The organism is Sphingobacterium detergens, assembly GCF_003610355.1.
Taxonomy (GTDB): Bacteria; Bacteroidota; Bacteroidia; order Sphingobacteriales; family Sphingobacteriaceae; genus Sphingobacterium; species Sphingobacterium detergens.
Genome location: NZ_RAPY01000001.1, coordinates 2,385,373 through 2,410,818, shown reverse-complemented (window position 1 = coordinate 2,410,818; position 25,446 = coordinate 2,385,373). Strand labels below are relative to the sequence as shown.

At 38.7% G+C, this 25,446-nt stretch carries 22 protein-coding genes; 10 read left to right on the top strand and 12 right to left on the bottom strand.

The annotated features are described in order from the left end of the window. Window positions 1-139: 139 nt before the first annotated feature. The 5 genes from DFQ12_RS10330 to DFQ12_RS10315 all read right to left on the bottom strand — a co-directional run bounded on the left by DFQ12_RS10330 (window position 140) and on the right by DFQ12_RS10315 (window position 4,882). Entirely contained in the window at window positions 140-1,348 is a 1,209-nt protein-coding gene (locus DFQ12_RS10330; protein ID WP_120258838.1) for a tetratricopeptide repeat protein, read from the bottom strand. Between the two features lie 193 nt (window positions 1,349-1,541). Beyond that, a complete protein-coding gene (locus DFQ12_RS10325; RefSeq protein WP_341867857.1) occupies window positions 1,542-2,249 on the bottom strand; it encodes a KilA-N domain-containing protein in 708 nt (235 codons plus the stop codon). Further along, window positions 2,176-2,349, bottom strand: a complete 174-nt coding sequence (locus DFQ12_RS28570) for a KilA-N domain-containing protein (RefSeq protein WP_341867856.1) — start codon at window positions 2,347-2,349, stop codon at window positions 2,176-2,178. Before DFQ12_RS28570 ends, DFQ12_RS10325 begins: the two co-directional genes overlap by 74 nt. Before the next feature lie 353 nt (window positions 2,350-2,702). Further along, entirely contained in the window at window positions 2,703-3,926 is a 1,224-nt protein-coding gene (locus DFQ12_RS10320; protein WP_120258837.1) for a TCR/Tet family MFS transporter, read from the bottom strand. Window positions 3,927-4,006: 80 nt separating this feature from the next. Beyond that, window positions 4,007-4,882 carry a helix-turn-helix domain-containing protein gene (locus tag DFQ12_RS10315; protein WP_120258836.1) on the bottom strand — a complete coding sequence of 292 codons (876 nt, stop codon included), beginning with the start codon at window positions 4,880-4,882 and terminating at the stop codon, window positions 4,007-4,009. A 453-nt stretch (window positions 4,883-5,335) separates the two neighbouring features. Between DFQ12_RS10315 and DFQ12_RS10310 the strand changes: the two genes are divergently transcribed. From DFQ12_RS10310 to DFQ12_RS10285, 6 genes are all read left to right on the top strand, one after another. Beyond that, window positions 5,336-5,929, top strand: a complete 594-nt coding sequence (locus tag DFQ12_RS10310; RefSeq protein WP_120258835.1) for an RNA polymerase sigma factor — start codon at window positions 5,336-5,338, stop codon at window positions 5,927-5,929. A gap of 124 nt (window positions 5,930-6,053) precedes the next feature. Continuing rightward, the gene (locus tag DFQ12_RS10305; RefSeq protein ID WP_120258834.1) at window positions 6,054-7,184 is read left to right on the top strand and encodes a FecR family protein; all 1,131 of its coding nucleotides are present in this window, start codon (window positions 6,054-6,056) and stop codon (window positions 7,182-7,184) included. A 170-nt stretch (window positions 7,185-7,354) separates the two neighbouring features. Continuing rightward, on the top strand, window positions 7,355-11,059 hold the full coding sequence (locus DFQ12_RS10300) for a SusC/RagA family TonB-linked outer membrane protein (protein ID WP_120258833.1): 3,705 nt from the start codon (window positions 7,355-7,357) through the stop codon (window positions 11,057-11,059). Between the two features lie 16 nt (window positions 11,060-11,075). Next, window positions 11,076-12,512 carry a RagB/SusD family nutrient uptake outer membrane protein gene (locus DFQ12_RS10295; RefSeq protein WP_120258832.1) on the top strand — a complete coding sequence of 479 codons (1,437 nt, stop codon included), beginning with the start codon at window positions 11,076-11,078 and terminating at the stop codon, window positions 12,510-12,512. Between the two features lie 34 nt (window positions 12,513-12,546). Continuing rightward, a complete protein-coding gene (locus DFQ12_RS10290; protein WP_120258831.1) occupies window positions 12,547-13,689 on the top strand; it encodes a TlpA disulfide reductase family protein in 1,143 nt (380 codons plus the stop codon). Between the two features lie 27 nt (window positions 13,690-13,716). After that, on the top strand, window positions 13,717-14,853 hold the full coding sequence (locus tag DFQ12_RS10285; protein WP_120258830.1) for an AhpC/TSA family protein: 1,137 nt from the start codon (window positions 13,717-13,719) through the stop codon (window positions 14,851-14,853). A 1,075-nt stretch (window positions 14,854-15,928) separates the two neighbouring features. Here DFQ12_RS10285 and DFQ12_RS10275 read toward each other — a convergent pair. Further along, window positions 15,929-17,647, bottom strand: a complete 1,719-nt coding sequence (locus DFQ12_RS10275) for a hypothetical protein (RefSeq protein ID WP_120258829.1) — start codon at window positions 17,645-17,647, stop codon at window positions 15,929-15,931. A 27-nt stretch (window positions 17,648-17,674) separates the two neighbouring features. Further along, on the bottom strand, window positions 17,675-17,860 hold the full coding sequence (locus DFQ12_RS10270; protein WP_120258828.1) for a hypothetical protein: 186 nt from the start codon (window positions 17,858-17,860) through the stop codon (window positions 17,675-17,677). 467 nt (window positions 17,861-18,327) lie between these two features. Between DFQ12_RS10270 and DFQ12_RS10265 the strand changes: the two genes are divergently transcribed. Further along, entirely contained in the window at window positions 18,328-18,573 is a 246-nt protein-coding gene (locus DFQ12_RS10265) for a hypothetical protein (protein WP_120258827.1), read from the top strand. A gap of 21 nt (window positions 18,574-18,594) precedes the next feature. Continuing rightward, window positions 18,595-18,822 (top strand): hypothetical protein, encoded by a 228-nt coding sequence (locus DFQ12_RS10260; protein WP_120258826.1) that lies wholly within the window; start codon window positions 18,595-18,597, stop codon window positions 18,820-18,822. 277 nt (window positions 18,823-19,099) lie between these two features. On the opposite strand, the gene DFQ12_RS10250 is transcribed toward DFQ12_RS10260, so the two are convergent. The 3 genes from DFQ12_RS10250 to DFQ12_RS10240 form a co-directional block, all read right to left on the bottom strand. After that, on the bottom strand, window positions 19,100-19,897 hold the full coding sequence (locus DFQ12_RS10250; protein ID WP_120258825.1) for a hypothetical protein: 798 nt from the start codon (window positions 19,895-19,897) through the stop codon (window positions 19,100-19,102). A 71-nt stretch (window positions 19,898-19,968) separates the two neighbouring features. Continuing rightward, window positions 19,969-20,235, bottom strand: a complete 267-nt coding sequence (locus DFQ12_RS10245; RefSeq protein ID WP_147420381.1) for a hypothetical protein — start codon at window positions 20,233-20,235, stop codon at window positions 19,969-19,971. A 112-nt stretch (window positions 20,236-20,347) separates the two neighbouring features. Continuing rightward, window positions 20,348-20,809: a VOC family protein gene (locus tag DFQ12_RS10240; protein WP_120258823.1), complete on the bottom strand. Its 462-nt coding sequence runs from the start codon at window positions 20,807-20,809 to the stop codon at window positions 20,348-20,350. 213 nt (window positions 20,810-21,022) lie between these two features. On the opposite strand from DFQ12_RS10240, the gene DFQ12_RS10235 reads away from it, so the two are divergent. Both DFQ12_RS10235 and DFQ12_RS10230 read left to right on the top strand, forming a co-directional pair. Continuing rightward, window positions 21,023-21,559, top strand: a complete 537-nt coding sequence (locus DFQ12_RS10235; protein ID WP_120258822.1) for a cysteine hydrolase family protein — start codon at window positions 21,023-21,025, stop codon at window positions 21,557-21,559. Window positions 21,560-21,626: 67 nt separating this feature from the next. After that, window positions 21,627-22,025, top strand: coding sequence for a VOC family protein (locus DFQ12_RS10230; protein ID WP_120258821.1), 399 nt, complete (start codon window positions 21,627-21,629; stop codon window positions 22,023-22,025). Window positions 22,026-22,074: 49 nt separating this feature from the next. Here DFQ12_RS10230 and DFQ12_RS10225 read toward each other — a convergent pair whose 3' ends face one another. Both DFQ12_RS10225 and DFQ12_RS10220 read right to left on the bottom strand, forming a co-directional pair. Beyond that, the gene (locus DFQ12_RS10225; protein WP_120258820.1) at window positions 22,075-23,247 is read right to left on the bottom strand and encodes a GAF domain-containing sensor histidine kinase; all 1,173 of its coding nucleotides are present in this window, start codon (window positions 23,245-23,247) and stop codon (window positions 22,075-22,077) included. A gap of 363 nt (window positions 23,248-23,610) precedes the next feature. After that, window positions 23,611-24,888, bottom strand: coding sequence for an AI-2E family transporter (locus tag DFQ12_RS10220; RefSeq protein ID WP_120258819.1), 1,278 nt, complete (start codon window positions 24,886-24,888; stop codon window positions 23,611-23,613). Window positions 24,889-25,446: the final 558 nt, after the last annotated feature.

Below are 25,446 nucleotides of genomic sequence, written 5' to 3'. Positions count from 1 at the left end.
GGTATATATTAAGCTGGTAAATAATCCCCAAAAACCTAGCAGTCCAATGGTGTCACAATTTCTCATTTCATCATTTCCAGTCTCCAGTGGATTTGTATTTCTATCCAGCGTACACTATTTTATTATAGCATTTAACAGACTATTGTCCTGTCAGTTTTAGCAATATACGTTCGTATATTACTTTGTCTACCAAGTTTAGTTCAGCCAGATGGAGCTGTACAAATTCCCAGCAACGTTCTTTCTTTTTTGATTTTCCCTGTTGTTGATAGACCAGAGTTAAATATATTGCTATCAATAGCGTTGTGCTGTTCACATAATCAAAATCCATTTGTGGGGACAACATTTCCTCGCCGCGATCCCATTCTTCGTTTTCGACCAAAATGCAGCCCCAAGTATGGCGTATAGGATCGAACTCGGGCAACAGATGAAGCGCCTGCTGCCCCGCTGCGGTAGCCTTCTCGATATCACCTTGGACCAGATAGATATTAGCATAAAGATTATGTAGATATCCGGCTAAGTGTTCAACCTCTTTCAAGGTCAAAAGATCTTCCACTTTCTTAAGTGTGCGCAACGCTTCGTCGTAATTCCCCAGATGAAAATAACATAATCCGATATTAAACCGAAAGGTAGAGGTCAGTGTTGGGCCAGATTCCGAACAGAGTTTTAGACATTCCTCAAATTTCGTTAATGCCTCGTCATATCGATGTTCTGCTACATAATCCTCTCCTTCCATACTGAGATCTATCGCCTCACTGCTTGCTTCCTTTTTGTATTTTCCCAGTAGTATGTTCAGCATAATTCGTCCATCGAAATCCATCGGGAAACCATTTATTTTTTTTCTCGAGGGCAGTAAATTGGCTAGTCCTATCAATAACTGCATATAACCAAACCATATACTGAAAGTAATTGTGTCTGAAAAATCAATGGAAAATGGAACCATCATTATTACAGCAACTCCGATAGCGATATTGACCAGAGGTCCTCCCAGTACACCTACAAATGTTTTGAGCCCGTAATATTTGCCATCCCTAATATTGAGCATAACATAACCCCCTTGAAATTTAGAATTCAGATTTAGCTTGCTTTTAAAGAAATGTGTACGCATCAGCATATGACCTGTGCCAATGACAATGCGTTTCGGATATTCACCGACCAGCCGCGTGAAAACCCAATGTCCCCACTCGTGTGTGATTAGAGCAATAGAAAGACCCAGTAGACAAAAGGAATAATTTATGCCCATCATACCGAAGCGATTAAATGGCATTGGCATAAATAATGCAATTGTTCCGAAAATTAGGCTCATCCAACCATACTTGGACATGAATGCGAGTAGTAATTTTTTTGTCATTAATGGGATTTATATACAAATTTTAGCGTAGTCATATAATTGGTATAAAACAGCTTTAAATTCAAAATAATTAGATTTTAAATAGATACTTGAACTAATTTAATGAATTTATTATATCCGAAGATATTTATTTCTAAAATCTCAGACCAGTTAATTTGGAACAAATTTGATTACGAAAACTCGTGATAGCTTTTTATTTCAATTTTTTAACAGCCTTATTTTCTACGAGTGACTTCATTTGGGCCACCGCTACTTTATTCAGTTGTATAAGCCGTTCATTTTGAGGTAGACCTTGTTGAATTAATAACGCATTTATATTTTCCATGTTGCTTAGTACGACTAACTGTTCTATGATCGCGTAGTCTCGAATATTGCCCTTCTTGTCGGAATTAGTATCTCGCCATTCTTTCGCTGTCATTCCAAATAGTGCAACATTCAGCAGATCGGCTTCGCTGGTATAAATGAAACTCGCTTGTTGTTTGGTAATTTCCGATGGATAGAGATTCTCCCTTATGGAATCAGTATGAATGTGATAATTTACTTTGGCCAGTGTTCTCTGTAAGTCCCAGTTTAATTTTAAAAGATCGTTTTCATCGTCTTTGAGTCGTTGAAATTCTTTGATTAGGTAAATTTTAAAATTGGGACTAATCCACATGTCGAATTCAAAAGCTATATCAGGATGTGCATAAGTCCCTCCATATCTTCCTGCGGCCGCTTTTAAGCTGATGGCATTTGTCCTTTCAACCCAATCTTTAACACTGATTTTATAACTATTGAGTCCTGCCTGACTTTTAATTATGGCGAATTCGCCATAATTAAAAAGCGGGTTATAGATGCTTTCCCAAATATTCAACTGTATTTCTGTTTCGAAGCCAATCAGAAATGAAAAAGTCTCCATCATTGGCTTTTAACATATCAGTAAGTGAAATAAACTCTTTGCCATTGTCGAGGATGATTGTTATCTCCTTCCCTTGTATATTAATCTTTTTATTCTTAGTCATTCATGTTTTGAGATTTGATAAGTTATTCTTCGTCAGTTTGAAAAAACTATAGCTAATAATTGGCTATTGCAGTTTTTATTTTTCTATTTTACGTGAGTAGATATACTAAAAAAAATAGTAATTCACGTGCCCAAAGTCCAATAATTTTTATCTGATTTTGAAAGATGAGGATGGGAATCTGGACCTGTTCACGTGTAGCTTCGGGATCAGGCCCGTTTCTCACAACCTTTGGTTTTCAATAAAACCAAATACCTTAGGATCAAAATTTAGATTACATAGAAAGCTCATAAATTGGGAAGTATAAAAAATGAAATCCTTATTCAACGCAGTAAACTATAAAGTACAGATTACACCTATTTACAGTTACATTTTGATTTAAAAGCGATACGCACGATCACGACACTGATCCCCATCAATAGAGCAGCAAGAAAGAAGGGAGCTCCAGTAAATTTAAAAGGTGCGCTATCCTGTGTAAAGTAATAAAACAGATTCGTCATCATTGGAGGGCCTATAATTGCCGTGACACTAGCCAAACTGGTCAAAGCCCCTTGAAGCTCCCCCTGTGCATTTGCAGGTACATTTTTTGTAATAACCGATTGCAAGGCAGGACCACATATACCGCCGAGACTATAAGGGATCAGGAAAGCAAACATCATCCAGCCTTCACTGGCAAATGCAAATAAAAGCAGGCCTATGGCATAACATAACAGACCATAGTAAATACTTCGTTGCTCACCTAATTTAGGCGACGTCCACCGGATCAACACTCCCTGCACCAGTCCCAATAGTAATCCCAGCAAGCCTAGCGAATAACCCACCATTTGCTCATCCCATCCAAATTTGTACATCGTAAAAAAATGCCAGTTGCTCTGCACGGCGTGGATACCGATGTAAGTTAATATCAATGCCGTCACAAGGCCCGAGACCTTCGGATATCTCACCAAAAATTTAAAGGAACCAATCGGATTGGCACGTTTCCAATCAAATGGTCTCCGTTTTTCCTTATCCAAACTTTCAGGTAGAATAAAATAGCCATACATGAAATTCAGTAGACATAGAGCAGCGGCGGCGTAAAACGGAACCCTCGCCCCAAATTGTCCAAGCAGGCCACCGATTACGGGACCAATTATAAAACCAAGCCCGAGTGCGGCCCCGATCATCCCAAAGTTTTTGGCCCGATCTTCATCTGTTGATATGTCCGCTATATACGCAGTAGCAGTCGACATGCTGGCACCTGTAATCCCTGCAATTACCCTTCCTACAAATAGCCAGCTTATTGTGGGGGCGAGCGCCAGGAAGATATAGTCTATGGCAAACCCAAAAAGTGAGATTAAAATAATTGGCCGTCTACCGTATCTGTCGCTGAGATTACCTACGATAGGCGAAAATAAAAATTGCGTAAAGGCATAGGCAAAACCGAGCCATCCACCGTAGGTCGCCGCTTTACTGATATCCGCATGTATAAGTTCTTGAATGAGTTTTGGAACCACTGGAAGTATGATTCCCCATCCTGTAATGTCGATCAGCAAGGTCACAAATATAAAACCGATAGCTGCTTTTTTTGTTGCGATTTTCATGCTGTAAAAGTAGGCAGCAATCCATCGTAGATGTTTTACACTTTTATGGTCTGTATGTACAATTTGTAAGATTGGGCAGATTATTGTCGGTTTCTAAAAACACCAGGAGAGGCGCCAGAAAGACGTTTAAAGAACCGGCAAAATACGCTTGGTTCATCAAAATTTAGCTGGTTGCTGATCTGTTTGATCGACAAGCTGGTTGATTTGAGTAAGGTCTTGGCATGCATGAGCGTGATATAATCAATCCATTGTAAGATAGACTTTCCTGTTTTCTGTTTGAGGAAAGTAGAGAGGTATTGCGGTGTGAGATGGAGTTTTTCCGCATAAAAATAAACACTACGCTCTTGGGTGGCATATTTTGAAATCAATAGATAGAAGTCGTCAATAATTTCATGTGTACGGCTTTTTACAGGATTATTGTGATCAGCTAGCGCGGTATAAGACTCGGCGATCAGGCTCATCAGTGAAATGACAAGATGCCGTAGCATTTCGGTTTTTTTAGGACTTTGATTTTTGTGATATACCTTTTGTATAAGGCTTAGCAAATCATTTTTTAGGATCATTTCTTCAGCTTGAAGACTCAGAACAGGCTGCCAGCGAATCTGGTTGTTCATGACAAAGTCATGTAGCATTGGATATGTCGAAATGAAATCCACAGAAAGACCGATCGTAATGATCTCCGCATTTTCAGTCATCGATAGTGTCTCTAACATTAATTGAGGTTGCACAATAGCAATCTGGCCTGCACAAAGCTCGTACTCCAGGAAATGGATACGGGCTTTCATGGAACCTTTTATCATGAATGCAAGAATCAATCCATCAAACAGACGGGGATTTTCCGAATAGGCTTGCCCGTTGACGTGCTTTTGCTGGAGCACAGCAATCCCTTCTATCTTTTTGGAAAGATCAATATTGTAGAGTTTATACACGTTGTCCGATGTAAGGAATAATGCCATATTCAAATATCGTCAAATTCATTTGCATGGCAATACAGATATTTTTCGGTATCTCCCCGACACCACTTATCTACAGTGTTTTTTCCTCGGATCCCATTATCGACAGACTTACTTTTGCTATACGAACTAGTTCCAGCTGTCCGGCACTTGGGTAATGGTGATAGGAGAGGTATTATCAACGTTGGAAGCAATGCTAAATTGTTTCACAGTTTTGATTATCTATGTCTGTAAAATACTATTACGTAAATAATTCTAGCTAAGCTTTATTTAATACTAAAAAAGGGCATAATCGCAAGTGTGTAATTTAGAAAAGCTATATGTTATCCCATGACAATAAAATTTCAAAATGCAATCTTATTTTATATTATTTTCCTACTATTGTAGTGGATAAATAATTTTTGACATTTCCTATGCTTATTGAGCTGTGTTCTTTAATGCAGCCGTACAAATAAAATGAACAAGTATAAAGTTTTGACAGATAGTAATCTTGTTTCTTTGCTTAAACAAAGAGATCGGAATGCCTTTGCCGAAATTTACGATAGATACAGCATGATGATCTATTACAAGGTCAACCAGATGCTCCGCGATGAGAATGCCGCCAAAGATCTTGTACAAGATCTCTTTACCTCAATTTGGGAAAAGTCGGATTTTATCAGAGATAACGTCGGGATCTCGTCATATCTTTACGTTGCATCGCGAAATCGTGTCCTGAACTACATTCAAAAAGGAAAAACTAAAAGTGACTATCTGGCTGAAATAGGAAAATATAGCCTACAGGTTAGTGATGAAACACTTGAAAAGCTAGATGAAAAGGATCTTATGCTGTTGATAACAAGTGAAATCGCCAAACTGCCGGCTAAGATGCGAGAAGTATTCGAATTGAGTAGATTGGAAGATTTGTCCCACCGTGAAATTGCGGAAAGGTTGAATTTGAGTGAATCCACAGTGAAAAAGCAAGTGCAAAATGCACTAAAGATATTAAAGGTTAGACTTGCCCATTATAATTCTCTTGGCATCATGCTGTTGATTTTTCTCCGAAGCAACTAAACCAATATATACCACCAAGTTATTCTTTTTTAAGAATTTTTATTTTTTTTTCAATTCTTCTACTCCCAAAGCTTTTTCCAACTGTATTATACTAGTTAACGATTATAAACCTCGATTTCGACTTATGGATAAGAAACTTGGAGCACAGCTTGTAAATAAATATCTTTCTGGTCAGGCAACACACAAAGAAACCCGTGTTGTTGAGGAATGGTATGCTTTTAACCGCATCGAGGAGCCGGCTATTGATTCCCCTGAGGATTTTATACGCATAAAGTCGGAAATGTGGAATGCAATCGATCATCAATCAAAGCATCATGTTAAAGTTCTGCCAATACGGAGGTGGCTTGCTTATGTCGCAGCGATCTTAATGATTGTGGGGAGTGTCGGAATTTACAAACTGTATGAAAAACAACAAGTGTATACCATAGACACTTACGCTGGACCAACAATTAAAGCAGGTCATACCGGGGCAACTTTGACCTTGTCAGATGGTTCTACTATAGATCTTTCCAACGCTAAAGTTGGCGAACTCCTGACTAAACAAGGGATGACAATTTCTAAGAATGGGCAGGGAGTGGTTGTTTACAGTCAAAACAGTTCCATTAAAGATGTAAGCGAAGTAATCAAAAATACGATTACGACAAGAAATGGTGAAATCTACCAGGTCGTTCTACCGGACGGTTCTAAAGTTTGGCTTAATGCCGGATCCAGTTTGACCTTTGATTCCGATCTGCTGAATAGTGAAAAACGCATTGTTAAATTAATAGGAGAGGGGTATTTTGAAGTGAGTAAGCATGATAAACCATTTATTGTTAGGACAGCATCACAGCAGGTACGCGTTCTTGGTACCCATTTTAATATCAATGCATATTCAGAATCGAAGGGACTGGTCAGGACCACCCTAGTCGAGGGGCGGGTTAACGTAGTGACTACGAAGGGCGAGCAGTTGATCGAGCCGGGGGAGCAGGCTGTTAATCGACGTGGTGATATCGACGTCCACGAGCAAGATACCGAAGATATACTCGCCTGGAAGAACGGATATTTTAAAATTGATGGGGAACTTTCCGAGGTGATGTTATCCTTAGGCCGTTGGTACAATATGGAAGTTCAATTTACAGAAAATACACCAAAAGAGTTAAAACTATGGGGCTTTGTCTCCAGGTCGAATGACTTGATTACAACACTTCGACAGATTGAACGAATAAATAAAGTAAAATTTAAAATAAAAGAAAGGACAATTATTGTAACAGACTAGCTTGATCCGTATGAGATCAGTAAGAGCGCATTTGCTGCAAAAAAATCAGAAAGACCGCAAGGTGTCCTACCACCTCGCGGTTATATGAAAAATGATGCTGTAGCTGAAAATGCCAACTTAAAGACAAACGACACAAATCAGTTTATGAACCATCTAACCAAAACAAAAGTATGAAAAAAAATGCGCTATTGGGTACTTTTCACCATGAGCGGTCACTACCTAAATTTTTATTGATTATGAAATTAGTTTTATTTATCATGACATGTCTACTCATGCATACCTATGGGGCTACGTATGCACAACGTGTCACGATAAAGGAGCGAAATGCTACTTTGGAACAGCTTGTAAAACAGATGCGACAGCAGACTGGATATGACTTTTTGCTGGACAAAGATATTCTGCGACAACATCGATCGATCAGTGTAGACCTGAAAAATGTTGGCCTAGTGCAGGCTTTACAGTCCATTGTTAAAGGACGAAATCTCAGCTTTTCTATTGAGGATAAATCGGTCGTGATTACAAGTGGAATACAGGATGCCGACTCGAAACTCGTTTCTCCAGACGGTAATAAAATCGGCAAAACAGAAGCGTCAGGCCGAGCCAATGACCTTGTTTTTGGCTCAAATAATCCTATTGACGTTACCGGAAAAGTGGTCGATGAAAATGGCAAACCGCTACCTGATGCCTCAATTGCTGTAATAGGGGGCACTCAATCAACCAGAACGAATGGAGAAGGTGATTTTACACTCAAAGACGTCGATGAAAAAGGGACTTTATTGATTTCCTATGTGGGTTTTGAACCAAAAAAGGTAAAGGTATCTTCTAATATCGGACAGATCAAGATGCAGAAAGCTGTAGGTCTATTGCAGGAAGTTCAGGTGATCAATACCGGTTATCAAACGATTTCCAAAGAGCGCAGTACCGGATCCTATGCCAAGCCTAATATGACCATCCTAGAAAATCGAACCGGCAGCATGAATATATTGCAGCGTCTTGATGGATTAGTTGCGGGGCTGACAGTCAATAATGCGCCAAATGCTTCACAAAATCCATTTCTTGTTCGTGGACTGTCGACGATTGGTGTACGCAGCCCGGAAGGCAATGGATATGTTGGCACCAACAGAAATCCGCTCTTTGTGGTTGATGGTATACCTATTGATGATGTGTCCAGTATCAATCCACAAGATGTCGCTGACATTACGGTGCTCAAGGATGCGACAGCCGCCTCCATTTGGGGAGCAAGGGCTTCCAATGGCGTCATCGTCATCACGACAAAAAAAGGATCCAATGATGATAAACTAAGGATAAACTATGATGCATTTGTCAATTTCCAGGGTAGACCGGATCTTAATTATTTTAAAACCCTCAATAGTAAAGAATTTATACAGGCAGCAAATGAAACATTTGATGCGGAGATCTATCCTTGGGAAAGTGTATTTCCATATGTGTCTGGTGGTAGCGGTGTTGCACCTCATCAGCAGATTCAATATGATCTGGCCCGGGGACTGATTAGTTCTGCTGCCGCAAAAGAACGTCTGGATAGTCTGGCAACAATAGATAATAGGAAGCAGATCAGGGATCTAGTTTATAGAAATGCATCCCTAATGAATCATACACTGTCGTTTTCGAAAGGTGGAAAAGCTTATTCAGCGTATGGCTCTGGAGCCTACACAAATTTGGTCAGTAGCCAGCCCGGTGAGAAGAGTAATACCTATAAACTCAATCTTCGTCAAGATCTACAGGTCGGTAAGTTTATTCAGCTGAATCTTATTAATGACCTTACCTATGGCGTTAACAGTGCAAAGAGGAATGTTCAGATTACGCCGAATTTTTATCCTTATCAATTGCTTCGGGACGAGTTAGGGAGAAATCTGTCCATGCCCTACATGGGTGAAGTCAGTGAAGAGGTACGAAACGATTTTGAAGCACGCAGCAGAATTAGCTTGGATTACAATCCTTTGGATGAAACCAATTATGGCCATACCGAAAGCAATAATTTCCTGAGCCGCAATGTACTTGGCCTAAGTATAAAGCTCTGGGATGGATTGAAACTTGAAGGTACCTATGGCTATACAAAAGGAACAGGAAAAACAGAGATCTACGATGATATCCGGAGCTACCTGGTTCGGAACGAGCTTGTGCAATTTACTGTTGCACCGACGGTAGAATCCACTCCTGTTTATTACCTGCCCAATAATGGTGGAAAATATAGTATCAATAATCAAAATAGGCAGAGTTGGACGGTAAGGAATCAATTGAGCTATAACAAGAACTGGGATGAGGACATGCATCAGCTAAGTGCATTAGTAGGGCATGAAGCACAGGAACTATTGGTTAATTACAATGGCAGCACGGTCAGAGGATACAACGAACTCCTACAGACTTATGGCGCTATTGACTATGTGACACTTGGTGTCAAAGGTCTCGCAGATCCTGTCATGCCAAATCGTGGGAGCCAAAGTCTATTGAGCAACGACTACTTTACACGGACCGAGTTACTGACCCGGTTTGTTTCCTATTATGCTAATCTTGCGTACAATTACAATCGCAAGTACGCAGTGAACAGTAGTTTTCGTATAGACAAAAGTAATCTATTTGGGCTTGACAGATCCGCTCAGAACAGACCTGTCTGGAGCATCGGTGGGAAATGGATCATGAGCTCCGAAAGCTTTATGGCCAGCACAAAATGGTTGGATAATTTAGCCCTCCGGGCTACTTATGGATTGACCGGTAACTCACCCGACCCCGGTATCGCAGCTTCGCAGGATATCTTAAACGCCATTCAGAATGGCAATTTACCGGGTGGTACAGGCGTTGTGGTCGGCACACCCGCCAATTCAAAACTTACTTGGGAAAGCACGAAAAATATAAATCTGGGGATTGATTTTGGACTATTTGACAACCGTGTCAGTGGTACAGTTGACCTTTACCAAAAAAAGACAACGGATATGCTCGGTGTTTTTCCAACCAATGCTTTTAGTGGCTATTCCACAATCATCGGAAATCTTGGTGACATGCAGAATAGAGGAATTGAGCTGAGTTTAAATACCCTAAATATTAAAAAAGGCGACTTTAAGTGGAGCACTGTCTTTAATGTTGCCTACAATAAAAATAAGATCACAAAACTAAATGTAGAGTCACAGATCAACTCTGGTATGGACCGCATTTGGCAAAATTATCTGGAAGGGTTTCCGGCTTTTGCACTCTTTGCCTACAATTTTGTCGGATTGGATGAACTGGGAGATCCACAGATACGCCTTGCGGATGGCTCTGTGACCAAAACACCCAATGCGGCGAAGGCGGCAGATGTGATTTTCAAGGGCACCTATCAACCCATCTGGAGCGGTGGAATGGCCAACGTTTTTAACTATAAAAGACTGACTTTAAGTGCCAATGCAATTTTTAACCTGGGACATGTGATGCGGAGTGATGTAAATACCGTCTATACCGATCGGCTGTATCACGCTAATGCCCTTCGGGATGGGTTAACAACCGGAAATCTGCATAGTGACTTTGCCAAGCGATGGAAGCAGCCCGGAGACGAATTGAATACCAATATTCCATCCTATGTTTCTAATTCTTCGTTGAGCTATACCCGTCGCGATATTCAATATTACACCTATGCAGATGTCAATGTAATCAGCGCGTCTTATATAAAATTGCGGGATATTACCCTCGGGTATAGCTTGCCGGAATCCTTAATGAATAAATTGCATACCGAGCAAATTACATTACGGATGCAGCTATCGAACCTGATGCTGTGGAAGGCCAATAAGGAAGATATTGATCCTGAATTTATTGATGCCACAACTGGTATACGCAGTATGCTATTTAGCCAGGGGACTCTTTCATTCGGAGTAAATGTAAAATTTTAATGTAAAGCAGATGACAATGACAAAAAGATTTAAAATTGGGGTAGTTCTGGCGGCTGCTATAAGTTTTACCTCCGCCTGTAAAAAGGATTTTTTGGAAGTCACACCAAAAGGACGTTTGATAGCGCAGAAAGTTTCAGATTATGACCTACTGCTGAATAATCTCGACATGATCAATATCAGTACCAACTCCCAGGTGGCCATGAGTGATGAAATAGCAGCTGTTCAGCCTTATTTCGATGGAGCTAGTCTAAAAACACAACGCCTATTTCGATGGGACGCTGTTATTTATGAAGCTTCGGAGAATGCTACTGAGATGGATATGCCGATGAAAAATATCTACACCTTCAATAAGATCATCCAAGAACTGCCGGCAGCCACTGATGGCACAGCACAACAGAAACGGTCCATTGCTGCCGAAGCTACGGCTGGAAGAGCTTGGACTTATTTTCTGTTAGTGAATTATTTTGGTAAACCTTACGATGTCAATACGGCTGGGACAGATCCCGGGTTTCCAATTTTGACCAAAGCCGATGTTACGGCTAATCAATTTACACGGGCCAGTGTTAAAGAGGTCTACGAGTTTATCATTAATGATTTAAATAAGGCGATACCTGATTTGCCGGCAAAGACAACTCATTCCATGCGCATGTCGAAAGCTGCGGCCGAAGGCTTGCTGGGCAAGGTCTACCTTTTTATGGGTAAGCCCGAATTAGCTTTGCCGCATTTTGATGCTTCACTTTTGGCGGTAGCAAATTCGGCCATTCCTTTAGCATTATATGACTACAATAAAACCTTGGCTCCCGGAGGTGAGTTTTTGCCGATAGGATCTTATGGACCTTCCTATCCAAGTGCTGTAAACAATAAAGAGTGCGTTTATAATAAACAATCCAGTAATTTTTGGACCTTCTTCTATAATGAGTTTGTGATCGACAAAAAGACTGTGAGCCTTTTTGAAAGCACTGATTTACGACTTAAGTTTTATTCAAGGAATGCCTATTATGGACCGGAATATCCCGCTGGATTGCTTCGCAAAATGGGACCCACATCCTTTCAGTATGGAATCTTGCTTCCGGACCTGTACTTATTACGGGCTGAGTGTAAAGCAAGATTAGGCGATTTGACGGGAGCAAAGGCCGATGTAGAACAGTTGCGAAAAAGCAGAATGCCATCAGTCAATGCAGTTGTTCCGGCAGCAATTGCAGGGCAACAGCTTGCACTACTCAACTTTATATTGGAAGAACGTATACGGGAGTTTGCCCTGAGTGGATACCGATGGTTTGATATGCGGAGACTGTCTGTCGATCCCTTATTCAAGGCCAAAACTTATACCCACACACTTTATGCAGCGACGGGGGCTGTCGCCGGTACATTTACACTTAAACCCGAACGTTTCGTGTTGCGCTTTCCACAAAAAGTAATGGATCAAAACCCCGGAATGGAAAATAACCCTTAAAAAAACATATAAGTTTCATTTAAATAATTGAAAAATGATAAAAATTACAATCGCTACATTAGCTAGCCTGGCTGCGCTTTGTGCCAATGCGCAGCAATCTTTCTCTATACAAGGCCAACTTTCTAGCCATCATGACGGGAAAAAAGTACTTTTGCAGTATCCTAATCCAGAAGGGTTGAAAGACCCGATAAAAGACTCCACTTTTGTCAAAAACGGCGTGTTCAAATTTGAAGGCAAGTTATTTAAAGATGTAGAACGGGCCATATTGATTCTGAGTGAGCCTAATGAAAATGTAGATCTTTCCGAATATTGGAAATATTATGAAAGAGACCTGCAATATATTATGCTCGAAAACGACAGCTTTCAATTATCGGGCCCAACGATCAAAGAAGCCCATGTAACAGGCGGTAAAGTACAAGCGGATTTTAACTTGCTGAATGAACAGCTAAAGCCCTGGAAAGAAAGGATGCAGTTACTCTCTCAACAGTCTTTAAAACTTAGTAGAAGCGGGCGAGAGAAGGCTGCGGAGGCACTTTGGCCAAAAATGAAGCCAATTACTGCCGAAATAGACCAGATAGAAAATAACTTTAGAATCAGCCACCCCGATTCCTTTGTGAGTCTCTATCTGATTGCAATGAAAGGTGGTATTGATCATCCCGATTTTGAGTCTCAATTTAATGCACTAAGCCCACGTGTTCAAAATTCAGACCTTGGAAAAGAAATGGATTCCACACTGAAAGCAACCCAAGTTGTTGCTGCCGGCAACAGGGCATTAGACTTTACCCTAAATAGTACACAGGGACAACCTGTCTCCTTGTCGTCTTTCAAAGGTAAGTATGTATTGCTTGATTTTTGGGCCAGCTGGTGCAGTCCCTGCCGGGATCTTCACCCCCATATGATCAAAGTATACGAAAAATATAAAAGTGAAAATTTTGAGATCGTTGCAGTCTCCATGGATAGTAAAAAAGAAGCCTGGCTAAAAGCCATCAAACAAGATGGAATCCCCTGGATACAGTTAAGTGATTTAAAAGGTCTTAAAAATCAGGCAGCGATTCTTTACGGTATTACAGGTATTCCACAAAACTTTTTGATCGATCCCAATGGTGTTATTATTGGCAAAGAACTAAAGGGAGAAGCACTTGACAAAAGACTTGCTGAGGTTCTGGATGTAAATTAATCTATTCAACACTACAAATAAAAACACATGATAAAGATTGTATTATTTACCATCATGAGCCTAATTGGGCTCTATGGTTACACTCAGGACGCTTACCTTATTAAAGGAAAATTGTCCGGCGATCACGAAGGATATAAAGTCTTTTTGCGTTATATGAATCCGAATGGTCTAAAAGAGTTTATTGTAGATTCGACCTATGTCAAAAATGGCAATTTTATATTAAAAGGCAAACTTGCAAGTGATATGGTAAGTGCTAAATTGCATATGACTGCCCTCGGAAAGGAACTGGATCCACTAGACTGGAAAAATTATCATAAACTGGATCAGCAGGAATTTATGCTTCAAAATGCTGAATTCCATGTTACCGGACCCAATATCAAGCAAGCCCGTATTACAGGAGGCCCTGTTCAGACCGATTATTTGGTTTTATTGGATATCATCAAGCCGCTTCAGCAAAAAGCAGATTTAATTTCAAAAAAGATGATGGAAAATGCTGCCGCTGGTCACTCGGAGGCCAATAAAGAGCTCGGACCAAAATACAGCAGCATGGCTAAAGCGATAGAAGATGCTGAGTTGAGGTTTCTTGATACACATCCAAATTCTTTTGCCAGTCTCCTTATTGTCAGCAATCAAATGGGGGTTGAAAATCCAAAGTTTGAAGAGCGTTTCAATAAGTTGAGCACAGCTGTTCGAAGTTTGTCATTAGCGAAGGCTCTTCAGGCTCAATTAGATGCTCAAAAAACGGTTGACATCGGAAAGCATGCCATTGATTTTGTGATGGCCAATGACAAAGGGGTGGTTGTTTCTTTTTCTTCCTTTAAAGGCAAGTATGTTTTACTTGACTTTTGGGCCAGCTGGTGCGGACCTTGCCGTTCTGAAATGCCATTCATTAATGAAATTTACCAAAAGTATAAAGACAAAAATTTCGAAGTTGTTGCGGTTTCAATAGATAGCAAGAAAGAGCATTGGCTAAAAGCGATTAAAGAAGACAAAATGTCCTGGGTCCAGTTAAGCGATTTAAAAGGGTATAAAAATGATGCGGCCCTAAAATACGGGGTCATGGCAATACCACGTAATTTCCTGATCAATCCCGAAGGAGCTATTATCGCAAAAGACCTGCGTGGAGAGGACATTGAAAAGGAATTGAGCAAAATTATCAAATAGCAGTCGAATGATAAGATCGAGGGCGTTCATCTTTTGTCAAAAGGTGGAACCAAAAGTGTTGTTGCCAAGGCATTCAATATTTCCGGTATTCCAAGATATGTAATCATCGGCAGGAATGGTAAAATACTAGATAATGATGCTCCGAGACCCAGCAATGACGAAACATATAATCAGTTGATGAAGGCCTTGAATAACAAATAGATTGCGTTGGATTTATTCTTTTATAACGGTTTTTGGCATATTGCCAAAAACCGTTGCTTTCCCACTAATATGCCGGAATCACAGCCTGTTTTTTAGATTTTTTGAATAAAGAGAATAATTTATCTTTGCGGTTAGGTTAGAAAACTAATGATCCTGTTGACACCTAACTTTACTTTTCGGTAACCATTCCAAAATAAAAAACCAGGAAGGTATCTACCCGCCTCCTGAGCCTGTTGAATAACCTATTTCTTCTTTTCTTCCGTATCAACAGATATAGAGAAATTGTTTCCCTGCACGAATAAAAGAGCTCATTCACCATCGGTGTTACTTCTCATTAGAACAGTGTTCCCGATGATAGACCATGTGTGTATAACCTAGTCGCTAATTACCTTATTCAAAGTAGGCAGGCCTTCCTGTGGAGGCATATCGTTGAAGCGTCCAATCTATGTGAGTTCACCTATAGACCCGAATGATCATCGAAAGTGCTTTTACGGCATGTGTTCGAGTAAGGTGATAAATGTTTTTTTGATCTTGTGGTGGAGTGGAATATGGCTGTTTTACAAAAAATATTTTCGGAGATATCTTTTTTGTGAGCAATAGGGAGCAGTATCCTTTCGCAGATAAAAGATTATGTGGATAACACGATCGATCTGCTGAAATGGGATGATATTTAAAGTGCGTAAGGCATAATATGACTGAAATTCTGATAGAACAATGATAGCATAAAGTTTAATTTTTAAACGTTTTTACAAAAAAAATTGGGATTAAATCCAATCTAATTTAATTCTACCCCCGGGAATAATATCCCAGGGGCAAAATTAAAATAAAGACTTCTGCCATTTCAAAAGCTTATAGATTTAAAGCTTTTATTAATTTAATTATTAACAATTTGTCTTACACAACGGATGTTTCTACCCTCGGCTTTATTGAGATTAGGGTAAGTCACATTTCCCCAAGAGAATAGCCAGGCAACCCTTGTAAATGCGGACTTCACTGCATATGCAGTATTGGAGTCTCTATTGTCGGAAGTCCAATAATGACATTCCCCACTGGCAAAAGCACCCAAAGCGATACCACCCGGGCTCCCTACTACAGATGTCGATCCACCCAATGTGCTTGGCTTAGTACGGTATCCACCAAATGATAACGTAAGGTCATTGTCATCATAAGCTGGATTCGATGGATAGTCACTGTCTCTATTCCATTTGTAGGCATATTGTGCCCCCCAGAATAATCCCAATACCTCTTGTTTATCATTAGGTTGCCCTATTGATTCCCACTCTTGCTTGGTAGACATACGCCAAGTACCTGCTGGATATACTGTAGAACAAGGGTCAGTGCTACCTGCGGCCCCTGTCGGTGTAGAAGATTTCCAGTTCCAGAATTCAGTATCCTTTGTCGCTGGAGTTGACCCGCCTGGATTGGATTTTAATCTATAATGATCCATTTCAGTTGCGCTATACACCAGATTGGATCGTGCCCACAAAACGCCTTTAACTTTAACAGGAGATTCAATAAGACGGATATTCAATCCATAAGTAGCACCTATTGTTGGAGTATATGCACCAGGATAAGTGTAAATTTGTGGAGTAAACGTTCTTACACGCGAATCATCCAATGTTACTTTCAACGTGTTAAATTTCATTTTGAAACTATTCGCGGGGATCGTTGTCGTATTCAATGTGAAGAAATTGGCAATTTTAACTGTATTGCTAGGGTTTCCACTTTCCTCCACCATTGAATTCGCCAGTACGGCCTTATCCACATCCACCACATTATTAAACTGCCCAGTTAGGATATTCAAATCACCCATTTGCAGAACTGTTGTATTTGTGCTGTTTTTAACAAGTGATATGCTCGTACTGTTTTCGATTCTGGCAAAAAGTCCTCTGACATTTAATTTCACTTGAATTCGAGCGGTCATGCGCTTGAACACAATATCCAGGTAATTTGCTCCATTTACAGTGCTGATTGTGCCGGATACATATAGCACATCTTTGTTCTCGATTCCCGTACGGGAGATAACACCGGCTCCATTTATATCCGGAACATTCGCATTCTTTTCATTTACGGATACCGCATACCAAGTATATTGCTTATTGGCGTCCACCTTGATTTGTGGATCGGTTCCTGAAGTTACAACTTGATTCACTACCAAAACATTAGCAGCATCATAAATCAGAAGCCGAAATTTAGTGCCATTTTCCATTAAAGAAGATGTTACTGCTTTGGTCGTACCTGAAGCCGCTTTTTTACTTAATGTATCCGTTGAGCTCACCTTGGCTGTTACTGGAGCATCCTGACTGACTGTACCCTCTCCAAAATCCACAAATGCATCTACGCCACCCAATGATACCAGCGACTGCCTACTAATGTCTGTATTTCCCTTGTTGGACAATCTAAGACTGCTTCCCGTCCCGCCGGCTACGACTTCTTCTATTCCTTTTACACCAACTTTCAATACTGCGCCCTCTTCAACAGGAGCCATCTGTTCATCTTTCGAGGAGCAGGATGAGAAACTGGTCAATAATAGGCAGAATACGGCCAGACCGGATAAATTTTTCCTCACGTTATTTGATATTTTACTTTTCATTTCTTGTCTTTCTAATTAGCTGAACCATTAAATATCAAAATCCGTGTTTTGAGATCCATTATCAAACCAATCTTCAGTTTTGGGACTGGAAGGATTGGACGTGCCACCTGGGTTGACCGAAGCCGATCCTGCAGCAATCCCCTGTTCTAATTCAACAACCGTAGCGGTTACTCTTGGTTCCACATAAGGTGTGCGTTTTTGTTGTTTTTTCATACTTAAAAAAAATTTATTCAATGATATTTATAACTTGTTTGGCATAGTCGTGAATACGTGAGCAAAACTATATCCAAAAATGTTAAAAATTATTGTTTTACAGTGTGTTATGTTTTGTGTGTAGATATCGAATGACAGTCGTGTAGTAGAATCGCTACAAATTGCTATATTTTTCATTACACTAAATATTTCAATATTTGATATTTTTAATGTTTTTTCATTAAAAATATTAATGTTTATACATGTATGTTTGCACTTTTATTAAATATAGCTCATTATTTAGGGTGTGGGTAAGTTTATTTTAATCATAACTATGTAGAAATAAAGCTACAGTTTGTGGTTGCGATTCTACAAGCCTGTAATGAGAGACTGATAAAACGTATTTTTTCTTATAAAAAGAATCACATTTGTTAGTGATATTTCATCATTTGAAGTATATAATAAGTTGTAAACCAAAATAAACTACAATGGAAAAAAAAAATAATGATCAAAAGAGAAGCTCGAATAAAGTACGGCTCCAATGGGCAATTTCAGATATAATGAATGGTTATTTATTTTTAAATGAGGCTGTAGAGAAATATGAAGTTCCCGCTTCCACTATTATTCTACATTTAAAAAAAATCCAAAAAGAAAAGAAAGAAGCCTTGGCATTTAACAATTCTAAAATAGCAGCTAAGGAGTCCAGTAACTTGAGAAAAAAAGACGATAAATAAATAGAATAAACAACCGAACAAATGAAAAATGGCAAAAACATTATTGAGATTTTGGATAATAGATATAGCGCCTATTTGGAAGAAGAAGGAAAATGGCTCAATGAAGGATTTAGAAACATTTTTATTGAGAAGGAGGCGAAAAGAGAAAATTTAAAAATACCAGTTTATCTGATGTTACCCAAGGAGATCAGGGCATGTGTGGATCAACTTTTATCAGGTGAAGGTAGTTTAATATCTGCTGTGTCGTAAGTTTAAAAATCTCTCCATATTTCTTGGATCTACTTTTAAAAATATCGCTTGACTACCTTCAAAAACATAAGGATATAGTTTATTACTCTATTCTTTCGCAATGTTTGATCAGGTACGCAATATCATTGATAACTTTATGTGCTAACTCTTTAGATAATCGTATGCAGATTAGCTCAGGATGCAGATAATTTTCTGCTAGACCAATGCTATTTTGCTCTGTTTATATGAATCGTCAGGATTTTTACAAGTATGTTTATCTTCTTCGTTCATGATGAGGTCAAGTCCTTTTTTCGAGAAAGTTATTGATTTCTTTATTTAGAGACCAAATCGAAAAACAATAAAACCCTAAATTTAAAATTCCTATCAATGCAATCATAGCTGTAAGCCCTTCGTCTTTATACATTTTGTATGCAATTATTGAAAAAACAGGACATAACAGAAATAAGATAATGGCAATAGTTAATGATTTCTTGTTGAATTTTTGTTTTTCTACAATGACTGCGGTTTTTCTGTTGTTGAGTTCTTTCTGATAAGACAAAAATGACGAAAATTCTTTGTTTTCACTCATTGCAAACCCAGTTCCTTGTCCGATAAGATCTTCAATTACTAAAAATTTAATGTCGGCCGGATTATCTTCTTCTATTGCGTTCAATTCCTTCTCAATTATATGATAGAAATTATTTAGCGAATTGTAAAATGCGGACAATTGAGTTATGTCAATTTCAAGCTTGTCATCGGTTTCAAATTGAGCTTTGATATACGTAATAAAATCATCAAATAGTGGAATTGTTTCTGGAAAATGCTTTTGTAAAAATATCCTGCTTTTTGACGAGTTTATATTTAAAGCTTGATCGCTTAAACTAATACTGTTGGGATTAAGTTCTGAAAATTGTTCAAATTTCTGTTGACTACCGGCTTCTTGATCCGCTAGAGACTTTTGCCAATCCTGAAAATATTTTTTTAATATTGTTTTGTCTATAAGTGCAATCCAAAAAAATGGCAATGAATTGTTTGCCTCAAAGAGGTACAAATTTCTGCCGGTTTTTCTCAGATATAAATAACTTCTATATCCCATTTTCTGAATAAATTATTGCTCAACTGAATACAGCTATACTTGAATTATTCTGTTGTCATGTTATACAAAGATTATAGGGAATCAATTTCTTTTTTATCCAACACAGTTCGCAAGGCTTTGTATATTCCTAAAAGCAGGATGATCAGGCAAGTCAGTGTTAAACCGAGATATTGCACCACCCAACCGATAAGAATTGCAAGGATATGGATCTTGCCGTTTTCCGGTCTGAACATATTCCCTGTGAAAAGGTAAAAGGCAAAGGTAATGAACACGCCCAGCCAGATCAGCGCATAAACATAGTGCAGCGGATTTTTACTGAATTGATAATTTCTCAACATAGTCATCTTAAACTTAAATGTACAGAGATTTGCGTCTTGCTTATGGAAAGATTTACAATTCGCTTGATGAGATTTATGAATCGTTGGGTCGTGATCGATCAGCATCTTGTTTTTAGAAATCGGCAATAATGATCTTTTTCATTCCCATCATTTTTTTGAATGCGCCGGGTCTTTTGTTGAGTTCTTCCCAATTTTCAGGACAAACCTGCCAGCTTAATCCGTATTTGTCTTTCAGCCATCCACAAACGCTCTCTTGTCCTCCACCCGATGTCAGTGCTGCCCAGTAGTAGTCTATTTCAGTCTGGTCTTTGCAGGGGATCATCAGCGAAATAGCCTCGTTAAATTTGAATATCGGTCCGGCATTGATCCCAATAAAACGCATTCCCAAAATTTCAAACTCTACGGTAAGCACTTTTCCGGCAAAATCCTTCTGGAAATCAGCCAGCCCTTCGGCTTCAGAATTCGGGTAATACGTAATATTGATTATTTTTCCATCTTTGAAAACCGATAGGTAGTATTCTGCGGCTTCCTGCGCGTTGCTGTCAAACCATAGGTTTGGAATTATCTTTTGCATAGCTTTATATTTTTTGGTTATTATCTACTTATTTGAACTATGATAAGTTGCTGTCTTACAAATTTAAAAGATTTGTTCTTTGATCGACTTGGCATAGGATAAGAAATAGAACTGCATATATAACGCATTTTATCTCGTTCGTGGTCGAGTATACTGTTTGATAATAAACATTTGTTATATTTATCCTTCAAATTATCGCTAAGCAAGTTTAGGATGAAGGCCTTACTGATTATAGATATGCAACAGGGAAGTTTTAAGCCCTATACGCTGCGGTATGATACCTTTGGCGTCATTGATCGGATAAACAAACTTTCTGAACAGTTCAGAAAGAGCGGTAATCTGGTTATTTTTATACAACATGATGGCACAAAGGAGAACTGTTTCCTTCCTGGTACAGAAGATTGGTCTTTATTGCCTGAATTGATCAGAGGTCCTGAAGATATATTTGTTTCTAAGACAACGAATAATTCGTTTTATAAAACAGATCTTCAGACGATATTGCAGCGTAGGGGAGTGAAGGAACTGATCGTGACCGGATGTGCTACAGATTTCTGTGTGGATGCCACGATAAAATCAGCGCTAACAAGGGATTATTTTATCACCGTAGCTTCAGATGGACATACGACAGCTGACAGACCAATGGTTCCCGCTAAGCAGGTGATATCCTATTTCAATTGGATATGGTCAGAAATGACCCCGACGCAAGGTATGATCAAAGTTGAATCCTGTCATGCTATTTTAGAGACTTAAGTATGGAGTGGATATACCGTATGCGGTACGCAAAAGAATGTTTTGAATTTCGAGAATCCATCAGATTATGAAACAATCCATTGCCCGTATTGCTTTAGTAGTGGGAGACTATGACGAAGCAATTGAATTTTATACGAAAAAACTTGATTTTAGTCTTATTGAAGATGCAAAACTTGATGAGCATAAAAGGTGGGTCGTTGTAGCACCTCCAGGTTCAAATGAATGTTGTTTGTTATTAGCAAAAGCTGCAAATCATGAACAATTAAAAAGCGTTGGAAATCAAACTGGAGGAAGAGTTTTTTTATTTCTTTTTACAGATGACTTTTGGAGGGATTACAATAAAATGAAAGATAGAAGTATAAATTTTGTAAGACCTCCTGCTGAGTATGAATATGGAACGGTTGCGGTTTTCGAAGATCTGTACGGAAATCTATGGGATTTGTTGCAACCTAAATCCCCGATTTAAAATTTCTGATTTTGTATTTCGATTAACACTGCATTGGACAACAAACCTATTATTTTATCGGTATCCAGAGTTTGAAGGTGATTTTCGTGTCCTCTTTTACTGTTTCCACATCCCCTTTATGAAATTTCGCTATTTCTTTGCTTACATACAGTCCCAGACCGAGTCCCTTGCTACCTAAACCTCGTACGAATGGCTTAAATAGATCCGGAGTATTTGGTAGATGGCTGGTTGAGAGGTGATTTGTTATGCTGAAAATAAAATTGTCCTTTTCTATAAAAGCACTTATTTCGATTTCTTTATGAGGTGCCCCATGCTTTATCGCATTACTAATGAGGTTGACAAAGGCACGTCCCATTTTGTTTTTATCACTGTGCACATTGAGGGGAAGTCTCAGAGTTGTTAAGATCTTTCTGTCATGTATTACTTCAAATTCGGACAATATTTGTTGGATTAACTGCTCCATACTCACAAGCTCGGTAAGACTTTCAATCTTACGACCAAACCGGGTATTGCTAAAATCTAAAATATCATCTATTACCCCTTTCATACGGCTAGAAGTATTTTCTATTTTTTTTGCCAGAATTTTTTGTGTTCCATTCTCTAGATTCTGCTCTAGATATTGAGATAATAATTTTATTATACTAATGGGATTGTTGAGGTCATGGGCTAATGAAAATAAAATAAGATCTCTGTTTTTGGAATAAATACGTTCCTGCTCGAGCATATTTTTGAGATGCTGCGTTTCATTTTTATGGCTAAAATCAATAACAATGAGATCACCGCAGAATGGAAATAGCGTTTCCAATTTGGGGCGGTCAAACTCAACTGGTTTATCGTTCATAAAACTTAAGTGGCCAACAATAATTTTATTTTTATTGAGTATGGGATAGGAAATGTAGCTTTTTAATCCAAATTCCTGAAGGAGTTCACCCCATTGCTGTTTTGCACATCGGTCTATATTGTCAATATAAATTGGTTCCAAACCTTTTCTTATTTCCTGATAGATTTTCACATAGATATCACTATCTTGAACGATGATCTGTTGAGATTGGTAGTCATAAACACAGCAATTTTCCCATTTATTACCTTTTTTTTTACGTATCAAGCCGTACCTCATTTGGATATGATTACACATCGTTTCCAGAATTCTTTGGCTAGAATTGATCTCGCCTATGTCGGTATATTTTTTGTTCCGTTGATTTGTCTTATTCTGGAATGTCATATCTCGTATTGTTTATTTGTTTGACTAGTGCGCTTATTCTTACCTGAAGACCATGATGACAAATGCTAATTTCTCAAATGAGTACTAATAGGATTGTGATGGTCTCTTATAATTTTATTTAATAGCAATTTGCTTGAATAACAATAAATAGACGCAGATCGTTTCATAATTTTAGATTTTAATAATGAAATGGATCCAATTCTATTGTGTCAGGCCGTAATCAAGCTTTCATTAGAGATTCCGAGGGAAACGAACATAATTTTAATGCTTTAAAAGCAGGCAATTGACAAGTCAGTTGTTGTTTGCACCCATTTCAATATGACCCTCAACGCGATGATGGATTTCGGATGTGGATTTATTGGATTATTTATGATCTTCGTTGTCTTCATCTTTCGATAGATCCTTATAGGGGATTTCTTCAGACTCATTGATTTCGGTGTAGGAAATTTTTGAATTGGATGTACCGGAGCTTTTATTTTCAATGTGTACATCGACATCCATTTTAATATTCTTATTATTTTTGGGCATTTTGACAATACCCCATTTCATTAGGAGTTGCTGTGTAGAATTTCGTTTGAGATGATCTTTTTCAGGTTCGCCGATCAAGAAACCTATGGCCTCCATATTTGGGTTTGCGTCAAATATAACCTTGAGGGTTGCTATGAGGGGTAAAGCGATGATTAATCCAGCTAGCCCAAAAAGCATTCCACTTAAAAGAATACCGATAATTGCCATCAGGGGATTAATGCTGACTTTGCTGCCCACGATATTAGGTGTAATAATATTGCCTTCTAAAAATTGTACCACTTGAAACCAGGCTATTACGCCTATAGCATACCAGGCACTATCTTTTATTGCCAGGGCGAAAAGCGCAGGCAGGATAGATCCGATAGCAATACCGATATAAGGTAAGAGCATTAATAAGGATGCTAATGAGCCAAAGAACCATGCATAGTCAATCCCTAACGCCATTAATCCCAGTGTATTTAAGACCGCTACAATACCCATTACTGTGATCAATCCAACAAGGTAACTCTGTACGACATTGTAAATTTTATTCAATACTTCGTTCACTTTATGTTGTGGTGAGGATCTAAAAGCTTTAAAGAAAAATTCACGAAAGAAATCGCGGTAATACAATAAGAAAAAACTCAGAAGCGGGACCAGAATTGCACTTGCTAATATATTGCCGATAGAACCGAAAGTGCTTGATAACATACTGCCTGCATTTTCCATTGTTTTATTGGTTTGTTCGTGTAATTTTTCGACCACTTCTGTCCGTTCAATACCAAAGGTCGTTTCGAGCCATTTTTGCCCACTTTCCAATACTACCATTACGTTTTGGGTAATAGCAGAAGCATCCTTGCTAATGATGATACTTTCATAAACAATAAACCAAGCTAATCCGGAAATTACGGCGATGGATACAATAACTGCTAAAATAGCTGCAAAGGCTTTTCCAAGACGTACTTTTTCAAATAAGCGAGCAAGAGGATAGAGCGAAATTGCTATTAATATGGAAAATATTACTGGAAGCAATACGCCCTGTGTGACATACATAAGAGCGAGGATAAGTGTCAAAGCTAATAAGCTCGATGCCAATTCAAAAGAATAAGGCTTTTTGTTGTCGTTATTTTCCATATTATATCTATAAGCAGAATCGCAGACAGAATGTTTTGGATTTTTATAAAATCCACCTCTTATGGTGTCAGATCTATTTGCTGACAAAATTGAATCAACTCCTTGCCTGTCTTATGATCAATAGACGAATAACAGGATGTTTTTTTATTTGCTATTGTCCGCTTCGCAGAATATGCCGGAGAAAAGTATAATTCTCTCTATTTTAGAATTCATAAACTAGAAAAGGATAATTGTGACAATCGAAGTTAATGGGCGGATAACAACAGATTTTAAAGGCTGGATGTATGCTCCTGAGAGTGCGGAATTGCAGGACTAATGAGACGATACGTATGCCATTAACCTTTACGATTATTTTATGAAGGAGTTTCAAAGATTTTTTAATGAAAAAAAATCAGATGAGATTTATAGGCGATCGTCCGCTATATATCAATCTAAAATTTCAAAAGAAAAGTTTTCGCTGGGAATGCGGAAGTTTGTGGCAAATGTGGGGTTAATGCAATATTTTTCTTTTGTTGCTGCGGCTAGCAGCGGATATAATTATACCATTAAATTTGAAAA